Source organism: Mesorhizobium sp. M0904, assembly GCF_040319475.1.
Lineage (GTDB): Bacteria > Pseudomonadota > Alphaproteobacteria > Rhizobiales > Rhizobiaceae > Mesorhizobium.
The window spans coordinates 25,841-44,506 of record NZ_JAMYOC010000006.1; the positions used below are offsets into that span (position 1 = coordinate 25,841).

Here is an 18,666-nt window from a genome sequence, read left to right on the forward strand (position 1 = left end):
CTGCGCCGAGTGAGCCTTGAGCACGTATGTCCATGACGGAGACGAGCCAAATCCCGTCGTCGACTTTGGTGATTCCGAGCCTCTGGCCGGCGAGCGTTGCGCTCGAAGCAGAGCTGTCGGTCTATTCTGCCAGCCTCCTGCATAGCCGCATTCCGTCGCGATCGACTGCGTCGCTCTCAGAAGGCGCCCGGCGGCGGAAACGGCTAAAACGCCTGCCTTTTCGCCGGCAGCTCAGCCGCTTTCCGTCGAAGGGTGAACCCGCTGCCTAGTCCGAAATGGTTACTTGCGCTTCAGCTAATGTAGTCACATTCTTGGGCAGTCGGAAGCCGCATGGATCGGCCAGGCGCGAGTAACCTCTTCGCCGGCGTCTCAAGGCAGTCGACCACACGTTTTCGGTGCTCTAAGGGGGAAATCAATGAGATTGGTGATTATTTGTGCGGCAATGGTGATTGCCGTATCCACCGCCGCCGTTGCGCACGAGAAAAAGAGGGTGGTCAACACAGCGTCGGCCTGCGCCGACCTGTCGCGCAGCACGATCAAGAAAACCAGGGAAACAAAGCTGGATCGCAGTTCAACCGGAACTGTCTCCAGCGGGATTTCGAAAGACAAATCGGAGCCGCGCCTGGGCTATGAAATGGTTAATCCTGCAATCATATCTATCTATTAGCTGCGGAAAAGCAGGCACGTCTACGCAGGCTTGATCCTGCGGGACAGAAGTTGCCACTGCCTGCGCTCAATGTTTGATGCGGTCGCGCAGTGCGTACCAAAGCATGCCGAGCACGTGGAGCGGGCCGCTCAGCGCCGTGCCGCCGAGGAACGGCAGCGTCGACAGGATCACCCCTGGCCCGAATAGCCATGCGCAAAATAGACCTCGCCGTAGCGGCCGACATGCGGCAGGCGCGGTGTCGTCAACTGGCATTTGCATCGAGTCGCAGCCGAATGAAGTCATATCGGGCGTGGCGCTGTAGCCGAAGGCTGAGGTCGGAATCAGAAAGGCACCTGCGCTCAACGGCCATTCGCCCGGCGGACCCGCCAGATGACATTACCGACGTCGTCGGCGACGAGCAGTGCGCCAGTCTGATCGATAGCTACGCCGACCGGACGGCCCATCGCCTCGCCATTACGCCCGATGAAGCCAGTGAGCACATCTTTCGGAGGGCCGCTCGGTTTGCCACCACGGAACGGCACGAAGATCACCTTGTAGCCGCTATGCACGCTTCTATTCCACGAGCCGTGCTGGCCGACGAAGGCGCCGTTGCCGTAGGCCGGACCGAGCCGGGCGCCTTTGGAGAAGGTCAGTCCCAGCGAGGCGGTATGAGAGCCCAGGGCGTAATCGGGCTTGATCGCCGTCGCCACGAGATCGGGGCGCTGCGGCTTGACGCGTTCGTCGACGTTCTGTCCGTAGTAGCTGTAGGGCCATCCGTAGAAAGCGCCGTCACGAACCGAGGTCATGTAATCCGGCACAAGGTCGTCGCCGATTTCGTCACGCTCGTTCACGGCGACCCAAAGCTCGCCAGTTTCAGGATTCCAGGAGAGCCCGTTTGGGTTGCGCAGGCCCGAGGCGAAGACCCGAGTGCGGCGGGTAGACCGATCCACTTCAAGAACGGCGGCGCGGTTCTTCTCCGCGGCTATGCCGTTTTCTCCAACGTTGCTGTTGGAACCAACGGTGACATAGAGCTTGCGTCCATCCGGACTTGCGATCACGTCCTTGGTCCAATGATGGTTGAGGTCCCCGGCCGGCAAGTCGATGATCTTTTCCGGCGACGCGCTGACTCGGGTCTGGCCGTTGGAGTAGGGGAAAGCGACGAGTGCGTCGGTATTCGCGACAAAGAGCTTGCCTTTGGACAGCGTCATGCCGAACGGCGAATTGAGGCCTTCCGCGAACGTCGTGCGCACATCCGCAATGCCATCGCCATCTGTGTCGCGCAGGAGCGTGATGCGGTTAGCACTTTTGGTCGCGGCGCCGGCCCGCTTCATAGCCAGGTCCATGAAGACCTTTCTGAGACTAAAGCCTTCGTCATGCTTGGCAGGGGCATTGGTCTCAGCAACCAGCACGTCGCCGTTCGGAAGCACATGCAGCCAGCGCGGATGGTCGAGGCCGGTGGCGAAGGCGTTCACTGTCAGCCCCTTCGCCGGGGTCGGCATACCTCCTTTCTGCCAGCCTTTCGCCTCGGCGATGTTAACAGTCGGGATCAGCGTCGGCCTTGGTTTCGGTAAGGTGGGGTTGGGGCCATAGCCGGTTATTGCCCCGGTTTTTTGCGCCGGCCCGGTTTTTTGCGCCGGAATACCGACGCAGCTCGCCATGACGGCTCCCAATACCGCCACGAGTACGCTTCCTCGGAAGCCGGCATGCATCGGACGTCCTCCGCATGGATCTGTGTCGCGCTCTTTGTGCAAACGGAAGTCAGTGGCTTATTCTTCCAATTGCTTCGAAACAGCGGCGCTCGTGATCCGCGGACCAGGAATTCGCGACAGATCTGCTCTCGGTAGAAATATGGCGCGAGGAGATTGTGGCAACCGCCCGAATATCTGTCGCGCGATATGAATCTCACATTCGTATCGCGCGAAATCGATACGGCTTGCGCTTTTCGGTATCGAGTTGCTCAATGGGCCAACATGCGTTGGAATGGAGCGAGACCGTGAACGGCGGGACCCACAATGACCCACCGATTGCACTGGCTGGTGAAACAGCTGTTGTCGCTGCTTAGCAAGGCGCTGCAAATCTGCTAAAGTCCGCGGTGGGAGGAGACGGATATCCAATCGCTGCCGATAGCACATCCAAGTGTAGCGAAGGCGAGACCCGACGCATCACTCCCGCTCGCCTATTCTCTCGCGACGCTCTGCTGGCTCCTGTCGGCCGGCGTCTATATCGCAGCCAAGTGGGTTGCCCCCGAGATGCCGCCTTGGGCACTCTGCTTCTGGCGGCTGACGCTTGCCTGCGCGATCCTGCTGCCTATCGTCCATCGTCATCACGGGGCGATGCTCGAGCTGATCCAATCCCGGGTGATCGAGGTGCTGGTCATCGGCGCCATCGGGCTGACCTTGTGTCAGGGCATGATCTACACGGGCCTCAACTACACCAACGCGACAACCGCCGGCATCATCATGGCGCTGTCGCCGATCATGACCATGGTGCTTGCCCGCTTCGTGCTCGGCGAGCCCCTCGGTGTCTGGAAAGCGCTTGGAGCGCTGGTCGCTCTGGCCGGGATGGTGGTGATCGTGGCGCGCGGCGACCTTGCCGCGCTGATGCAACTGCAATTCAATCCCGGCGAGTTGTGGATCGTCGGCAGCGCCTTTTGCTGGGGCCTCTACACCGTGCTGCTGCGTCGCGCCAAATTCGCTATCGAGCTTCTGCCGATGGTGGTCCTGCTGCTGGGAGCCGGCGCGCTGGCCGCACTGCCCCTTTATCTCTGGGAACTGTTTTCCGGGGATCGTTCGGCGCTGCATGCGAACGGCCTGCTGGCCCTCGCCTATGTTGCTGGCCCGGGCGGCGCCCTGATGTACTATCTCTACAACCGTAGCGTCGAGACGCTTGGCGCCGGGCGCGCCAGCATGCTGCTCTATCTGCAGACCGCCTTCGTCGCCGTTCTCGCTTATCTGTTCCTCGGCGAAAGCTTGCACGACTACGATCTCGCCGGCGCCGCCCTCATCATCGCCGGCCTGCTGCTCGCCACCGCGATCAAGCCGAGGCAGCGCACGGTGCGTGTCGCGTGGTGAACCTCAGCACCGCCGCTTCGGCCAGCAACTCGTAAGTCTTTGACAGTCCTTTCGGCCGGTGCAGCCCATGACATTGAAGGCGGCGCGTGTTGGATCGCGATAACATCTTCTCTGCGGAAATACCGCCATGGCCGCGTCGAGCGGTGATCAATGCCGTTCAGCCATCATGCCAAAGGGAGACGGCTCTCGTGCCCGCCCATCCTCGAGCTCGAGCATCGAATCGAAATAAGTCTTCCAGCGCGTATCGTGGGTCACAACGCAGATCGCGACATTGCGGCTGTCCGCCAGATGCCTGAACACCTTCATCACCATCTCCGCCCGTGTACCATCCAATGCGGCGGTAGGTTCGTCGGCTAGAATAACGGTGGGATCGTTTGCCAAGGCCCTGGCGATTGAAACGCGCTGCTGTTCGCCGCCGGAAAGTTGGGAAGGATAATTGGAGCCGCGATGTTCGATGCCCAACGCGGCGAGAAGCCGGCTGGCTCGCGCCTGCGCCTGCTGGCGACCGACATCATTGACCTGCATGGCGATGGCAATGTTTTCGGCGGCCGTGAGAAAGGGGATCAGGTTCGCTTTCTGGAACACAAACCCAAGATGGGTCCGCCTGAAGGCCCGTAGCTCGTTGAGCTTCGCACCGGGACGCGAAATCACCTTGCCGTCGAACAGGACCTCTCCCGTTGTCGGTGTCTCCAGCAGACCGGCGATCATCAGCAGCGTCGTCTTGCCAGAGCCGCTGGGCCCGACGATGCCGGTAACACTGCCGGGGCTCAAGGTCAGCGAACCTGCCGCCAACGCGGTGACCGGCGAGCCGCCGCTCTCGTAGACCTTGCTGGCATTCCGAACCTCCAGCGTGGCGAGGCGGCGCTTCGACATCAGGCCAACACTTCCTGGGCACGGACCGCGAGCGCGCGACGAATCGCAAACCAGCTGGCCGCAAGGCTGAGTGCCATCAGCACGAACGACAACACGCCAAGATCGGATTCGGTCATCAGCACAGTTCTCGGAAATCTCGGATAGATCGTAAACGAGATGGCTATGGCCAGAACGAGGCTGCAAAAGCCGATCAGCCCCGCCTGCTGCGCAATCATGCCGATGATCACCCGGTCACGGGCGCCGATCAGCTTCAGAAGTGCTATCTGCGCGACCTTCTCGATTGTCATCGTATAGATGGTCAGTGCTATGACGGCGCAGCAGATCAGCAGCGTCATCGTCGTGAAAGCCAGGATCTGGACGCGGAGCTTGCCGAGGCGGCCGTCCAGTAGAAGCGTTTCCTGGTCCTGCTGCGTGAGGACCTCGACGTCGCCCCAGCGTTTGATCGAGTCACGCACGACCTCCTTGTCAGCGCCCGGGAGAGTTTCGACGATGACCGCAGCGACACTTCCGGTCTCGTCGCCGAGACCCATGCGCGTCTTGCCCTTGGCCGCACGGTTGAGGAGGATCGCCTCGCTGGGCAGCAGTCGGTTGATGACCTGCGCGTCCGGGATGGTGACGAACAACAATCCGTCGCCACCCATGTCGACCTGCCCGGCCGACACGCCGACAATCGTATAGCTATCTCGTCCAAGCCGGATCTCGTCACCCACAACCAGGCCTAAAGTCTTGTCGGCTATGGCCTCGTAGCGATTTGATTGGAAGTACCGGCCGGCGATCAACGGTATCCAGCTGCCACTGTCGCTTGGATAGTCCACACCAGTGACGGACATTCGCAGCGGAAGCCCGTCAATTTCGAACTGCTGGTTGTATTGGATGAACCGCCGCGTTGCCGCCACACCGGCCACACCGGCCACGCGGCGATCGAGATTCGCCGGTACGGCGGAGGATTCGGCGAACGGTCCGGACTTTCCCCCTTCGACGACCCAGAGGTCGGCACCAATGCCGTCGATCACGATCAAGGCTTCGTAGACGATGCCGCGATACATGCCCAGCATGCCGATCGTCGCCGCCATCAGCAGGCCGACGCCGAAAACGGTCAGGATGAACCTCAGCAGGTTATGCCTGATATCTTTGACCGCGAGATTCACCTGCTCAATGCCTGGAGGTTAACCGCTTGGTACTGGAAGCGGCCTGTCGGACTGAGCACGACATCACCGACCTTTAGGCCGCGCGTGATCTCGATATCGGTGCCGCTGGAGTAGCCCAGCGAAACAGGAGCCCAATAGGCCCGCCCGTCATGTGCAATCCAAAGACCCACCCGTCCCTGGTTTCTCGCCAGGAATCGCTGTGGCACCGCGATGCCCGGTGACGGCGATTCCGCTTGGATGGTGACGCTTGCACGCTGACCCACAGCCCAGTTCGCCGGCACCTCGCGCAATTTAAGATCGACCGTGAACTCGCGCGTCTCTTGATCGACCTGCCGGCCGATCCGCGCAATGGAAGCAGCGTAGGGCCGTTGCGGATCCGATGAGAAGGTGACTTTGGCTACTTGCCCCGGCCGAAGCGACCCCATCGCGGATTCGTCGAAGCGCGCCATGACCAGCAATGACGTCGGGTCGACGATCTGCATCAGTTCGACGCCCGGAGAAAGCAGGTCTCCCACCGTGCGGCTGCGGGAAACCACCACCCCATTGACAGGCGAGCGTATCGAGGTTTCGCCGAAACGGCTCCTTATCTGCTCGACCTCGGCGGAGGCGGCCGCGGCCTGGGCCTTTGCGCGCTCGATGCTAGCGGTCGCTCGCGCCAATGCGGCCTCGGCTTGCTTCTGGGTGCCTTCGAAGAGGTCGAACTCGGCCTGAGAAATCGATTTGCTGGCGAGCAGGCTCTTCCTGCGATCCAGATCTGCCTTTGCAGTACGGGCGGCGATAACCAGCCGGTCACGCTCCAATTCGGCCTCGCGCACGCTCTCCGCCGCGGCCCGGTCGTTGGCGACCGCTGCGGCAAGCTGATACTCGATTTCAGTCGCGTTTAGCGTGGCGAGGATATCGCCGGTCTTTACCTCGTCATTCCGGTCGACGCGAACGTCGGCCAGGAATGCCTGGATCCTTGCCGTCACGACGACCTGGTTGGTTGCACCAAGGAGGCCGGGTCCGGCGATTTCACGCGCGATCAGCCTTCGCTGGGCGACATAGGACTCCACCTGAGCAGGCCAGATATACCAACCAGAAAAGAGCCCGACTGCCGCCAGAACGGCAAACAAGATTAAGATGAAGCGAATCACGTGCCTTTTACCTGCACCGGCTTCCACCGGCCCCGCTGACCCCTGAATCGACGCATCACTATATCGCCGCCTGCTCGGCTGCATCGACCGCCGGTTGCCCAGCCAACAGTCGTTCGATGACTTCCCTCAGGATATCTTCTGCTTCTGCACGGTCATAGCCCAATTGGTCGAATATCAAGGTCAGACCAAGACCGTTCGCGGTCGGAAAGGTACGCAGATCCATCTCGCTGGTACGTGGTTTTTCTCGTCGCATGTCAGGCAGGGGCGTCACTTTGAACATGCCGAGATCAAGTTCGCCACCGGCATGGGCCCTTTGAAGGGGGGCCGACTGCGTGGCGCGTGTCCATCTGTCGACTGTTTGGGTGCCGGCGACGAAGAGGGAGGTATAGGAGCCCTTGGCCACGACTTCGTCATGCACGTCTCCGAAGTAGTTCGAATCCATGAAGGGCGCGAACTGGATAGCCTCTTCGATCCCTTCTCCGAGCGAACCGGCTAACGCTTCGATTGTCTCGAACCGAGACAGCCGCGCACGCACAGGGACGTCCGAGGCGACGAAATTGACATAGTTCTCCAGCCGCCGGTCGTGGCGCAACGCTGCTGGAACCTGCATCACCATATCGTCCACGCCGCCGCGCGACCCGATGGTCTGCGCAAAGGCCGCGATGATCATGGCCGTTTCCGTCGTGCCGGCTGCCCTGGCACGCTTGCGCAGCGCATCCTGCTGGTCGCTGGCTATCGAGAGCGTCACGTCCTCGCTAAGGCTGCAATCGATCAGGTTGACATTCGTCCGGCGGCCTTTCGCCTTGCGCCCGAGATTGGGAATTTGCGGCAAGGGCTCGGCGAATACCTTGCGCAGGAATGCGTCGCGCCGTTCGAACGAACCAGGCTTTCCGACATGGTCGAAATCCCGGATGAATCGGTCGATACTCATTTCCACCGGATCAAGAGGCAGGCCGAGATAAGCCTTGACTGTTTCCTCGACGATGAGGCCGAGGGAATAGCCGTCAACAACGAGATGATGTGCCTTGGCGACGATAAGGTCGCTCTCGGAGCCGAACCGGATGACGGTGACACGGAACATCGGCGCCTGGATATCTATGCCTTCCTGCGCGAGTTCGGTTGCGCGCTCTAACGCTTCGGATTCGTCGGCGACTTGCTCGACCCTGAAGAAATCGGTCGGGGTCCTTTCCAGATACGCGCCGTATCTAGCCCCCTTGCGGAAGAACCGGGTACGCATCACCTCGTGTCGCGCCATGACCGTTTCGATCGCCCGTCTGAGACGATCGGCGTCCATTTGCGGCCGGATCTTGAACTCCTTGCTTACAATGAATGCGGCACGCGCATGCGAAGTCGCGTCTGGATGTTCCTGGAAACGCAGTAATCCCAATTGCGTGCTAGTTACTGCTATCTCTCTTTCGACGTTGGGCACGCCGTTGAGCGGTGAGCGCTCGACATCCTGGCCTCCACTCGGCTGACCGGACCACTCGCGCAGACTCCAGCCCATTGCGATGGGCACCAGGCGGCCTGACGTTTCGAGCTCGGAGGAAAGCTCGTCGAGAAACTGATCGAGTAGCAACCGCGCTGCTGCTTCTTCGACAACGTCGAGATCCACGGTCAGCCGGCAGACAACGCCGGCTTCGCTGGTCGCTACGGACAATTGTATCTCGTGCGCGGATGCGGGGATCGCATCGAGAGGATGGTCCAAGGCGGCGAGCGCCGTAACTTGGCTACGGTCGAGAAAAGCGAAGCCGAATTGGCGCAGCGAAACATGGCGAATGCGCAGATCTTCTTCGAGCGCCAGTTCCAGAGACGACGTATCCATTGACCGATGCGCGTGGCCGTTTGCGTCGGCACGCTCGACCTTCCTCAGCAGATCGTAACCGAGTTCATTCATGGCTCGCAGGACAATCGGATAGGACCCATCCAAGGGGCCTATCAATCCGCTTGGTGCTCCCTGCCCGCGCTCGCTATACCAGCGGTCGACGACGATTGATTGGAGCGAGAGGCGGCTTGCCAAGGCCTTGGCATAGGCGGCCAGAAAGCGCGCGGCCGGCAACTCCGATCCCGACGCGAATGCTGCTGCTGGAAGCGTGATCTCCAGCAACCCGATACGGCCCCTGTTGGTTCCCATACCGACGGGAGACGCGGCACGACTGCGGCCGGGGATCGGTGCGATCGCAGGCGCGTGGTGAAGTATCTCCTTCCAATAGGCGAGGTCGCGACGATACTCGCTCGATCCGGGCATCGGATGAGCTGCGCGCGCGTAGTCGGTAAAACTAGGCCCTGCTTCGACCGCTTCTGCTTCGTCTTGCACAAGCTGCGCAAGCAAAAGATGAACCGACAACGTGTCGGCAGCCGCGCGATGAGCCCGGATTTGTAGATCGTGACCGCCATCCTGCCGCTGCCACGCGCCGATCCGCCATAGCGGACCAGGCAGCGCCACATCGCCCAAACGACCGCCCGGCGAAAGCACTTCAACAATCGGTTGAGCCTCGAAGCCGATCTCCACGGCGCCGGACGCCGATATCGCACCGGTCATCCGGAGCGCGTCGTGTCGCTCGACCAGTCGCGCCAATCTTGTCGCAAGCGCGGCCAGCGACACGCCAGGCTCAATACTCGTCTCGACCAGGATCTGATTGTCCGCCTTTGCGACCGCCGACGACATCGGCAGTCCATCCAGCATCATCGCATTGACCTGGCGGCCAAGAGGTCGGAAGGCTTCCTGCGCTGCAACGCCATCGGAACTCGCTTGTGCGGCCAGGACCTGCAAGGCGGACGCCTTCAGTTTCGCCTCAAAAGCGGAAGCAACGAGGCGCGACAGTCCCGCGATCGTCGGCGCTTGCAGGAACTTGGCGACAGGGATGTCGACTTCGACCTGAGCCTCGACGCGGTTTTTCAGTTCGAACGATGAGAGGGAGTCGAGACCGAGCTCACTGAGCTTGCGGTCATCCGCCAAGGCGCTTGCCTCGACCTTGAGGACTTTCGCCACTTCGCGCCGGATCATGTCGGCGAGCAGGTCGTCCCACGCCTCGCGCGGCGCGGCTGCAAGCTCGGCCTGAATGCGAGACCGCCCTCCGGTTCTGTCTCCAAGCAGCGGCGAAATCCTCGGATTCGTCGCTGCGCCGGGGTTCGTGCGTGCGATCGCAGCCCAGTCGATATTGGCAAAGCCGAGATTCTCCGATCTGGCGCGCACAAGATAGGACAGGGCCGCCGCCGCTTCAGAATCCTGAACCGGCTTGATGCCTACGCTATCGAGATAGTTGGTCATTGCTTCCGACCTGGCAACGAATCCACTGCCGGCGATCATGCCCCAGGCGGTGGACGAGCCGGCCAGGTTGCGACCCCTGCGGTACGTGGCGATTGCGTCCAAAACAGAGTTGGCCGCTGTGTAGTTGGCCTGCCCAGACGAACCGATAAGCTGCGCGATCGACGAGAAATTCACGAAGAAATCCAGCGGAATATCGTGTTCGACAACGGCGACATGCAAGTTCCACCCGCCGGCTATCTTCGGCCTCAGCACGCGGTCGATCTTGCCTGCATCGAGCTGCGAGACGAAAGCGTCCTCGATCACCGCGGCGCCGTGCACGATGCCGCGCAGAGGAGCGTCACCCCCAGCATATTCGCCGATCAGCCTGCCGACGGCAGTAGCATCGGTCACGTCCAGAGCGGCGCGAACGATGCGCGTGCCACGTTGCTCCATGATCTCGATGGCCACAGCCGCTTCGGCAACTGGAACACCGCTTCGATTGGCAAGGATGATGGTTCCCGCGCCTTTCTGACTGAGCCACTCGGCGATCGCAACGCCAAATCCCTTGAGCCCACCAGTGACGAGGTAGGAAGCCTGAGCGGAGACGGCGAACTGTGCGCCGAGGTCAAGTTCGATGTCCACGGAAGGTTCGTCGAAAGTGACGATCACCTTACCGATGTGCAGCGCTCGCGAAAGCATGCGCATGGCTTCTGCCGCGCGCGATGCCGGGAAGCGGGTCGCCTCCAGCGGCTTATAGACGCCGGCGGCAACCTTAGCCTCCACCTCCACCAGCAATTGCCTGAAGAGGCTCTCCTTCTCGACGGGGAGCGTCGAGAGATCGATGACCGAATAGGCGTTGTTGCGATAAAGCGAGCGAAGCCCGATCGGCTTGTCGTCGGCGAGATCGCGCTTGCCGATTTCGACCATCCTGCCGAAGGGCGCCAGGCACTCCAGACTCTTGTCGATGCCGTTGCCAGACAGCGCGTTCAGCACCACGTCGACGCCGCGGCCACGCGTAAGGGAACGCACCTCGTCGGCGAAATCGAGAGCGCGCGAGTTCATGACCTCATCCACGCCCCATGTCTTCAGGAAGGCGCGTTTTGTGTCGCTGCCTGCAGTGCCGAAGACTCGAGCCCCCACATCATGCGCGACCTGGATGGCGGCGAGCCCGACACCACCCGAAGCCAGATGGATCAGCGCGGTTTCGTCCTGTGCCAATCGGCCGATATGTTTGAGAGCGTAGTGAGCGGTAAGGAAGGCTGTCGGGAGGGTCGCGGCCTGGATCAGATCAATACCATCGGGTACGCGCATGGCGAGATCCGCCCGGAGCTTGGCGAAGCGTCTGAGGTAGCCCTTGCCCATACCCATGATGCGATCGCCGGGCTTGAGATTGGTCACCCGTTCGCCGACCCTGCGGACGGTGCCGGCGAACTCCAGCCCGAGATTGCGCCAGTATGCCTCGTCATTCTCCAACTCGTCCGGCAAGATGCTGGTGGCCGCCATGATGTCGCGGAAGTTCAATCCGACCGCGGCGACCTCGACCATGACCTCGTCTGGCGCCAATTCGGGATCGGCGATTTCGCGTAGTACGATGTTGTCGATGGTGCCAGGCCCCGTCATGGTGACGGCGAAGTTGGAAGAATCCCGCGCGGTCTCCAGCGTCCGCCGCAACGGCGCCACTTCGTGCAAAGCCAGTTGCTCCAGCCGCGGGACATAGCGTTCGGCGCCACGCAGGATGAATTCCGTCTCTGCGGTTTCCTCCAGCACGGCGCCCGAAATGCTCACCCCCGACTGCAGCGATGTGGGATCCGCATCGATAAGGCGGATGCCCAAACCTTTGAACTCGTTTGCCATTGTGCGAGCAATGCCGATTAAGGCGCTCTCACTCAGGCCTGAAAGGCTCATCGGCTGGTCACCTTGCACAAGCCGGCTGCCGGACGTGACGACAACCAGTTCGGGCCGCTGTTCGGACGAACTGTGCAGCCGGTCGATGACTTTTCCAAGCGTGATCAATTGGTGCACGATAGGCGTGATCCTGGCGAGAAGCTCGTCCCCGCCTGCTTTGTCGTCGAGTTTTTCGGGGGTGGCGGCGCTGAACAGGATGCCACCTGTCCCACCCGATTTGGTCATGAATGCCCGGATCGTGGCGAGCGCTTCATCCGCATCGAGGTTCAGGAACGGCGCGGGGTTTGCGACCTCGACCGTCGCTCCGCGGCTAACCAGCTCAGCCAATGTCGCTTCGAGGCGCTGCGTTCCATCACCCACCACCAACCAGTGGGCGCAACGCAATGAGGGCGCTGCCGGTTTGGCTTCCTGCTTCTCGAAATGCTCCTCGAAAACACTGGAGCCCGAGCCGGCACCTTGCTTGGCCCTGCTGCTCCTGACCTTGCCCAGCGCCTTGGTCTGAAGGTTGTCGAGAACGATGAGCGGCTGCCCTTCCGGCGAGAACACGCTGAACCGCATCGAGTACGGGTCGAGACCCGGCTGGATGTCGACGATCACCTCGGGCGTCAAAGGAGCGCCCAGCAGGATCTTGCGGGCGCCGGTCGGCAGGCGCAACTGATACTGGGCCTTGTCTTCATTAGCCGGCGGCAGCGATTCACCTGGAACCCACACGCCGTCTCGATGTGAAGCCAGGCCGATGCCGGCCTGGAGCACCGCGTCCAGCAATCCGGGGAAGGCGAAATACTGCTTCGCCAAGTTGGGATCCTTGCTTGACAGCTTGGCAACCAGGCGGTCGCCGACAATGTCGAGTGCGTTCACCGACTGGAAATAGGGACCGTATTCAAGCCCGTGCCGTTCGGCGAGACGGTAGAATTCCGTCTTTTCGACTAGGTTCGGGCGATCCAGCAGCAGGTCGGCAGGAGCTGGTGCAAGTTCATATTTGTGGCTGAAGCCATAAGCTTCGGCACGCGTCCTCCAGCCATCCTCCGAACCTCGATGGAACGTGGCGATGCGCAGCCTGCTACCGACCGGATCGAACGTCGTCGTAAACAGTACGACGTCGTCCTCCGCGATGGAAAGCGCTTCGTACAGTTTGAAATCACGCAGTTCCACGGACTCAGAGCCGAAATGGTCGCGCAGTGCGGCCCCCATGATTTCGATGTAACCGACGGCCGGGAAGAGGCAATCGCCGCTGACCCGATGGTCAGCCAGGAATTTGAAGCCTCTGAGCGTGATTTCGTTCGTCCAGGACGGCGCCGCAGTGAAGTCGCGCCATCCAAGCAGTGCGTGCCGGGGTGCCTCGAACAGGAAGTTCTTGGTTTCCTCGGATGTATTCAGCAGGCGCTGGTTGTTCCAGGGTAACTTGGGAACGGCCACGTGGCCACTCAACGATTTCGGCCGGTCGAATTCGACGCCGGCAACATGAAGGCTGCCCTCGGCCCGCGCCAGCGTCCAGAAATCGTCAGTTTTGCGATCGAGCGAGTTCACCGCGGCGGCGTCTACCCCGCGCTCCTGCGAGATGCCTCGGATGAGCGGCGTCAGCGTGCGGTGCGGACCTATTTCCAGGAAAGTATTGATGCCGAAATCGAGGGTGAAATCCAAGGCCTTGGTAAAGCTGACGGGTTGGCGCAAATTGGCCCACCAGTAGTCGGCGTCGAACTTCGTCTCGAATATGCCGGTGACCGTCGAGATGATCGGCAGACGGCCTTCTTTCCAGGCGACCGGACCCAGTTCGCCGAGGAACCATTCCTTGCAGTCTTCCAGATGCGCGCTGTGCCATCCGAAATCCATGGTCATCCGGCGGGCCGTCGCATCGGGATAGGCTTCCGCGACCTTGGCCAGCACGCCAAGCACCGCGTCCTCCATGCCGGAAATCGTTTGCGCGATCGGGCCGTTGTAGGCGGCAATGACAACGCTTTCGTCACCGGGCAGCAAAGGTTCGAGTTGATGGACCGTCAGCCCTATCGTGGCCATTGCACCGCGCCGCTCGCTCTTCAGCGGGATGAGGCCGCGTTTGGCAATGATGCGAGCCGCCGTCTCGATATCGATGATACCTGAAACGTAGGTGGCCGCGACCTCGCCGAAGCTGTGGCCGATCAGAAGCTCAGGCCGCACGCCGGCCTTTGTCCAGCGCTCGTAGAGGGATATCTGCGTGGTGAAGATGGATGCCTGGGTAACGTCGGCATCGTTGATGCGGGTCTTCGTCTCGTCCCGCAGCATCTCCTCGACGGTCGACCAGCCGACCATCGGACGCAGCACTTCGTCGAACATCTCGGCGGTTCGGCGAAACGCACGGTCTTCCTTCAACAGGCGGCGCGCCATGGCCCACCACTGGCCGCCCTGGCCCGAGAAGGCGATGGCGAGCCGACGGTTGGATGCCCTGCCGGTGATGATGGTTGGCCCTTCCGCGCTTTGCTCGATGGCTCCCTTAGCCAATGCGCGCAGTTGGGTCTGGAGCGCGGCACGCTCCGGCTCGACGATGAGCGCAGCCCGTTGGGCGAAGTTATCGCGCGCGCTGCTCAAATGGGCGGTGATGTCTTCGACCGGCGTCTCCGCAAGGGAGCCTCCCTGCTCCAGCGCATCGGCTAGACGGCCGGCCCACAGTTCCAGTCCCGCCGTGCTGCCGGCCGAGATCGGGACGGCTATCGGATGGCCGGCTATCACCGGCCTTGGCGCACGGTTGGCGCTGGCGGACAACCCCCGCCATCCTTCCACGGCGATGGAGGCATTGGTACCGCCAAAGCCGAAGGAGTTGACGACGGCCAGGATCGGCCGGCCGTTGTGGTCGATCGGCGTCGGCTTCGTTGCCACAGCGATGTTGAGCGCGTCGAACGGAATGCTCGGATTCGGGCGCTCGAAATTCCGGTTCGGCAGCACGATGCCCTTTCCCGCCGTCAGCACCGTCTTGATGAAACCCGCAATGCCGGACGCCGATTCGAGGTGGCCGAGATTGGGCTTGAACGATCCGACATAGGCCGGTTTTGGGCGTGAATTCACACCGAATACGCGGCCGATAGCAGCCGCCTCGATTGGATCGCCGACCGGCGTGCCGGTTCCATGGGCCTCGACATAGTCGACATCGGCCGGATCGATGGAGGCGCCTTCCACCAGCGCCTCCAGCATCGCTTGCTGTGCTTCCCCGCTCGGAGACGTCAGGGTCGGCGTATACCCGTCCTGATTGACCATCGAATGACGGATCACGCCATAGATCCGGTCGCCGTCGGCAATTGCCCGGTCGAGAAGCTTCAGCAAAACGAAACCGCAGCCTTCGCCGCGCACGAACCCGTCCGCCCTTTCGTCGAAGGTGTAGATACCGCCGGTCGGCGAAAGCATGTTGGCGCTGGAGAATGCGATAAACGGGCCTGGATCGAGCATGCAGTTGACGCCGCCGGCGAGCGCCGTCTCACAGGTGCCGGTGCTCAGGTGGCGCACCGCTTGGTCGATGGCAACGAGCGCCGACGAGCATGCCGTGTCGACGGCGATACTCGGCCCTTTCAGATCGAAACGGTGGGATATTCGGTTGGCCGCGATCGAGAACGCCGAACCGGTGCCGGCAAAAATATCCCCACCACCGACACGTCCGCGGCGCAGGTTCTGCGCGAAATCGTTGGTCGAGATTCCGATGAACACGCCGGTGCGCCCGCGGCGCAGGTCGGCCAATGTGCGCTCCGAATCCTGGACGGCCTCGAAGGCCACTTGCAACGCCAGGCGCTGCTGCGGGTCCATCGTTGTCACCTCGCGGGGCGACATGTCGAAGAAACTCGGGTCGAAGCCGAAAACGTCGCTGGCAAGAAACCCACCCCAGCGCGTCCGCATCTTTCCCCGGGCATCGGGCTCCGGATCATAGAATGCATCGACATTCCATCGATCCGCCGGGATATCGACGATGCCGCAGTTCTTCTCCAAGAGAAAGTTCCAGTACGAGTCCGCGTCCTGGATTCCTCCAGGAAACCGGCAACCAATTCCGATAACTGCGATTGGCTGTGTTGACTCAATGACCTGCTGAGGGGCATCGCCCCCACGATGAATGTTCATGCCCAGACCCCCGCCTAGTATACACCGTGGGTTGCCCAACCCACGGCGCACTTACAGTCACGGCGTATTTAAGTGCATGTCCTAACGGAAGCTCCAAGAGCAAAACTCGCCAGGTTAGCATTTTATCGCAAAATGTGTCTTTTAAGCCGATTTGATTACTTTTTAGGCCAATTTGATTAGTTTTTAGGCCGATGTGGCTGCTTTTGAAGAGAAACCCGTCCGCTCGATCCTCGTCGCCAAAAACAGGCGTCCCCGAGGCCCGTTCCGGAGCGTCAACGCAATCCCAAGTCGAAATCGAAGCGGCGTGCGACGACCTGAGGACTGCGTGCACTCCAGGCGACGGCGGCCACGTGGTGCGCGCTTGGGCGGAACTCAATGAGCCTGAGGGGTTCAACCAATTCCAGTGGCGGCGAGAGGATATAGGCCTCGCCGCTCCCGTCCATCCCAATCTCGAGTCCCACCCCGGAGAGGCCGACGCCGGCAGCCTTGAGCACGGCTTCGCGACAAGTCCAAAGCCGGCAGAACATGAGGCGGCGGGCCTCTGGCGCCAGTGACTCAAGTTGTGCGATCTCGCCGGGCGTGAACAGAGAACGGGCCATGGACATCTCGCCGCTCCGCGGGGCGACGCGCTCGACATCGACGCCGACTTGCCCGGCGGCAGCCACGGCCACAAGGGCAAGATCCCCCGAATGCGAAAGGTTGAAGGCGAGGCGCCCGTCCGCAAGGAACGGCTTTCCCTGTGGGGTCTCCCGCAGATCGAGTTCTCCCGGCGCTCGGCCGGTGTACATGGACAGCACCCGGCGTAAGCCGGCATGAGCTGCCAGATGGCGCCGCTGATCCTGCTCGAAAACAAACCGTCCGCCCCTGGTCAATTCGGCTGGATTGAGCACGGCCATGTCCGACTGCGAAAGGGGAGCATCGAGAGCAACCCGCCACACATGGACGTCGATCCCGAGAGCCGGCACCACCCGCCCACCGCCGTGCGGCAAGACAACTCCGCTTTGCTTCATCTTACAGTTTTCCCGGCCGGGCGAGAGGTAGGGCTCGGCCTGCTGCAGCAATACGGCATTGACGACTGCTCCCCAAGCTTTGCCCGTTAACACCATAAACCTACGCGATTCTTGTGACACCTCTCGGCACGCTCATCATCGGCCACGCTCTAACGCGCCAGAGTGAACCAGTCCAAAGGCCGGAGGGACTTGGCTGCGATGCGGGTGCGCACCGATTTGGAACAACGAGCCTCAGAGTACCACCCGGAGCGGAGTCAGGTCATTGAAGCCGGCTGTTGTGGCGCAGCACGAGGCCGACCGCGCCGAGCAGTGCGTCGTTCTCCGTGTGCTTGCCAACGATTATCCGCGTGCGCAGCGCAGGCGCCACATCGCGGGACTTGATGAGCGTATGGCGTTCATATGACGCGATCAGTGGCGCCAGGAGAATGTCGCCCGCCAAGGCCATGCGGCCGCCGATTATGATGAGCGGCGGATTGAGCACCGAACCGATCAGGCCAAGGCCACGGCCGGCGAACTCTGCGGTGTCCTCGATCATCCGCAGCGCCCTCACGTCGCCCTGCTCGGCCATCATGATCACATCGTCCATCGTGACCGGCCGCCGCACGATGCGCGAAATCTGCTCGAGCGGCCGGGCAAAGCTGGCATAGAGCTCCAGGCATCCGCGATTGCCGCACCGGCAAAGGTCGCCGCCGGGATCGATGCTGATGTGCCCGAATTCGCCGGCGCCGCCGGCGATGCCGCTCACCAGCCGGCCGTGCTGGACAATGGCCCCGCCCACGCCCAGATCGACCTTGAACAGCACGAAATCGTCGTGGCCGACGGCCGCACCCCACATCAGCTCGGCAATTGCCGAGCAGTTGCTCTCATTGTCGGCGAAGATCGGCTGTTCGAGGACCGGCCCGAACACATCGCGGATGTTGACCCCGGCCCAGGTCGGAACAATACTCGCGCGCAGCACCACTCCTTCGCGGCTGACTGGGCCCGAGACGGAGACCCCAACCCCCAGGAGCCCCGCCATCGGCAGACCGTTCTCTTCGTAGCATCGGGCAATTACTGACTTGGCAAGCTGGGCCGCCTGTTGCGGTTGGTAGTCCAGACCCATGGGGATAGTTTGTTCAGCAACGAAAGAATGCGAGACGTCGGCGACGACGCACCGCATCTCGTCGAGGCCCAGGTGGATACCGACGCAGGTGCCCGCAGCGGGATTGAGCGTCAATGCCGTGGCCGGCCTGCCAATGCCCCTGGCCGCGTCATGATGGGCCGAGGATTCGATCACCATCCCTGACTTTCTCAAGCCGTTGAGCGCGGTTGAAACCGTCGACCGCGCCAAACCGGTAATGCGGGTAATTTGCGACGCGGAAAGCACGCCGCGCTCGCGCAAGCATCGGACGATCAGGCTCTCCGGCGACGCGGACGGCCTGTCGATCAGCCAATTTCTAAGCGAAGGTTTGTTCATGATGAGCACAAAGCATGTTGACTGATAGCTCAAATATGTCATCTTGGAAAGAACGGAGATTACTGCATCTCGCCGGCCACGACCTCAAATCGCAGGCCACAAG

At 61.7% G+C, this 18,666-nt stretch carries 9 protein-coding genes and 1 pseudogene; 2 read left to right on the forward strand and 8 right to left on the reverse strand.

The window, feature by feature from the left end; all coding sequences use genetic code 11:
* Positions 1–415 precede the first annotated feature (415 nt).
* Positions 416–667, forward strand: coding sequence for a hypothetical protein (locus NKH80_RS08280; protein WP_352647464.1), 252 nt, complete (start codon positions 416–418; stop codon positions 665–667).
* Positions 668–733: 66 nt separating this feature from the next.
* Here NKH80_RS08280 and NKH80_RS08285 read toward each other — a convergent pair.
* Together NKH80_RS08285 and NKH80_RS08290 are read right to left on the reverse strand one after the other, a co-directional pair.
* Positions 734–912, reverse strand: a pseudogene (locus tag NKH80_RS08285) (FAD-dependent oxidoreductase); the annotation flags it as partial.
* Positions 913–1,005: 93 nt separating this feature from the next.
* Positions 1,006–2,355 carry a PQQ-dependent sugar dehydrogenase gene (locus NKH80_RS08290; RefSeq protein WP_352990866.1) on the reverse strand — a complete coding sequence of 450 codons (1,350 nt, stop codon included), beginning with the start codon at positions 2,353–2,355 and terminating at the stop codon, positions 1,006–1,008.
* A gap of 399 nt (positions 2,356–2,754) precedes the next feature.
* On the opposite strand from NKH80_RS08290, the gene NKH80_RS08295 reads away from it, so the two are divergent.
* Complete coding sequence (locus NKH80_RS08295; RefSeq protein ID WP_352647721.1) at positions 2,755–3,717, forward strand: DMT family transporter; 963 nt, start codon at positions 2,755–2,757, stop codon at positions 3,715–3,717.
* 147 nt (positions 3,718–3,864) lie between these two features.
* Here NKH80_RS08295 and NKH80_RS08300 read toward each other — a convergent pair whose 3' ends face one another.
* The 6 genes from NKH80_RS08300 to NKH80_RS08325 form a co-directional block, all read right to left on the reverse strand.
* Entirely contained in the window at positions 3,865–4,590 is a 726-nt protein-coding gene (locus tag NKH80_RS08300) for an ABC transporter ATP-binding protein (RefSeq protein ID WP_352478380.1), read from the reverse strand.
* Entirely contained in the window at positions 4,590–5,738 is a 1,149-nt protein-coding gene (locus NKH80_RS08305; protein ID WP_352478379.1) for an ABC transporter permease, read from the reverse strand. The genes NKH80_RS08300 and NKH80_RS08305 overlap by 1 nt, the downstream gene beginning before the upstream one ends.
* On the reverse strand, positions 5,735–6,871 hold the full coding sequence (locus tag NKH80_RS08310; RefSeq protein WP_352478377.1) for an efflux RND transporter periplasmic adaptor subunit: 1,137 nt from the start codon (positions 6,869–6,871) through the stop codon (positions 5,735–5,737). The genes NKH80_RS08305 and NKH80_RS08310 overlap by 4 nt, the downstream gene beginning before the upstream one ends.
* 58 nt (positions 6,872–6,929) lie before the next feature.
* On the reverse strand, positions 6,930–16,097 hold the full coding sequence (locus tag NKH80_RS08315) for an SDR family NAD(P)-dependent oxidoreductase (protein ID WP_352990870.1): 9,168 nt from the start codon (positions 16,095–16,097) through the stop codon (positions 6,930–6,932).
* Between the two features lie 272 nt (positions 16,098–16,369).
* Positions 16,370–17,107, reverse strand: a complete 738-nt coding sequence (locus NKH80_RS08320; protein WP_352990873.1) for a 4'-phosphopantetheinyl transferase family protein — start codon at positions 17,105–17,107, stop codon at positions 16,370–16,372.
* Positions 17,108–17,366: 259 nt separating this feature from the next.
* The gene (locus tag NKH80_RS08325) at positions 17,367–18,605 is read right to left on the reverse strand and encodes an ROK family transcriptional regulator (protein ID WP_352736949.1); all 1,239 of its coding nucleotides are present in this window, start codon (positions 18,603–18,605) and stop codon (positions 17,367–17,369) included.
* Positions 18,606–18,666 lie beyond the last annotated feature (61 nt).

What these genes read in the sequence shown, in the direction of transcription:
- NKH80_RS08280 (WP_352647464.1), top strand. Translation starts at nt 416, where the DNA reads ATGAGATTGGTGATTATTTGTGCGGCAATGGTGATTGCCGTATCCACC.
- NKH80_RS08290 (WP_352990866.1), bottom strand. Translation starts at nt 2,355, where the DNA reads ATGCATGCCGGCTTCCGAGGAAGCGTACTCGTGGCGGTATTGGGAGCC.
- NKH80_RS08300 (WP_352478380.1), bottom strand. Translation starts at nt 4,590, where the DNA reads ATGTCGAAGCGCCGCCTCGCCACGCTGGAGGTTCGGAATGCCAGCAAG.
- NKH80_RS08315 (WP_352990870.1), bottom strand. Translation starts at nt 16,097, where the DNA reads ATGAACATTCATCGTGGGGGCGATGCCCCTCAGCAGGTCATTGAGTCA.
- NKH80_RS08320 (WP_352990873.1), bottom strand. Translation starts at nt 17,107, where the DNA reads ATGAAGCAAAGCGGAGTTGTCTTGCCGCACGGCGGTGGGCGGGTGGTG.
- NKH80_RS08325 (WP_352736949.1), bottom strand. Translation starts at nt 18,605, where the DNA reads ATGACATATTTGAGCTATCAGTCAACATGCTTTGTGCTCATCATGAAC.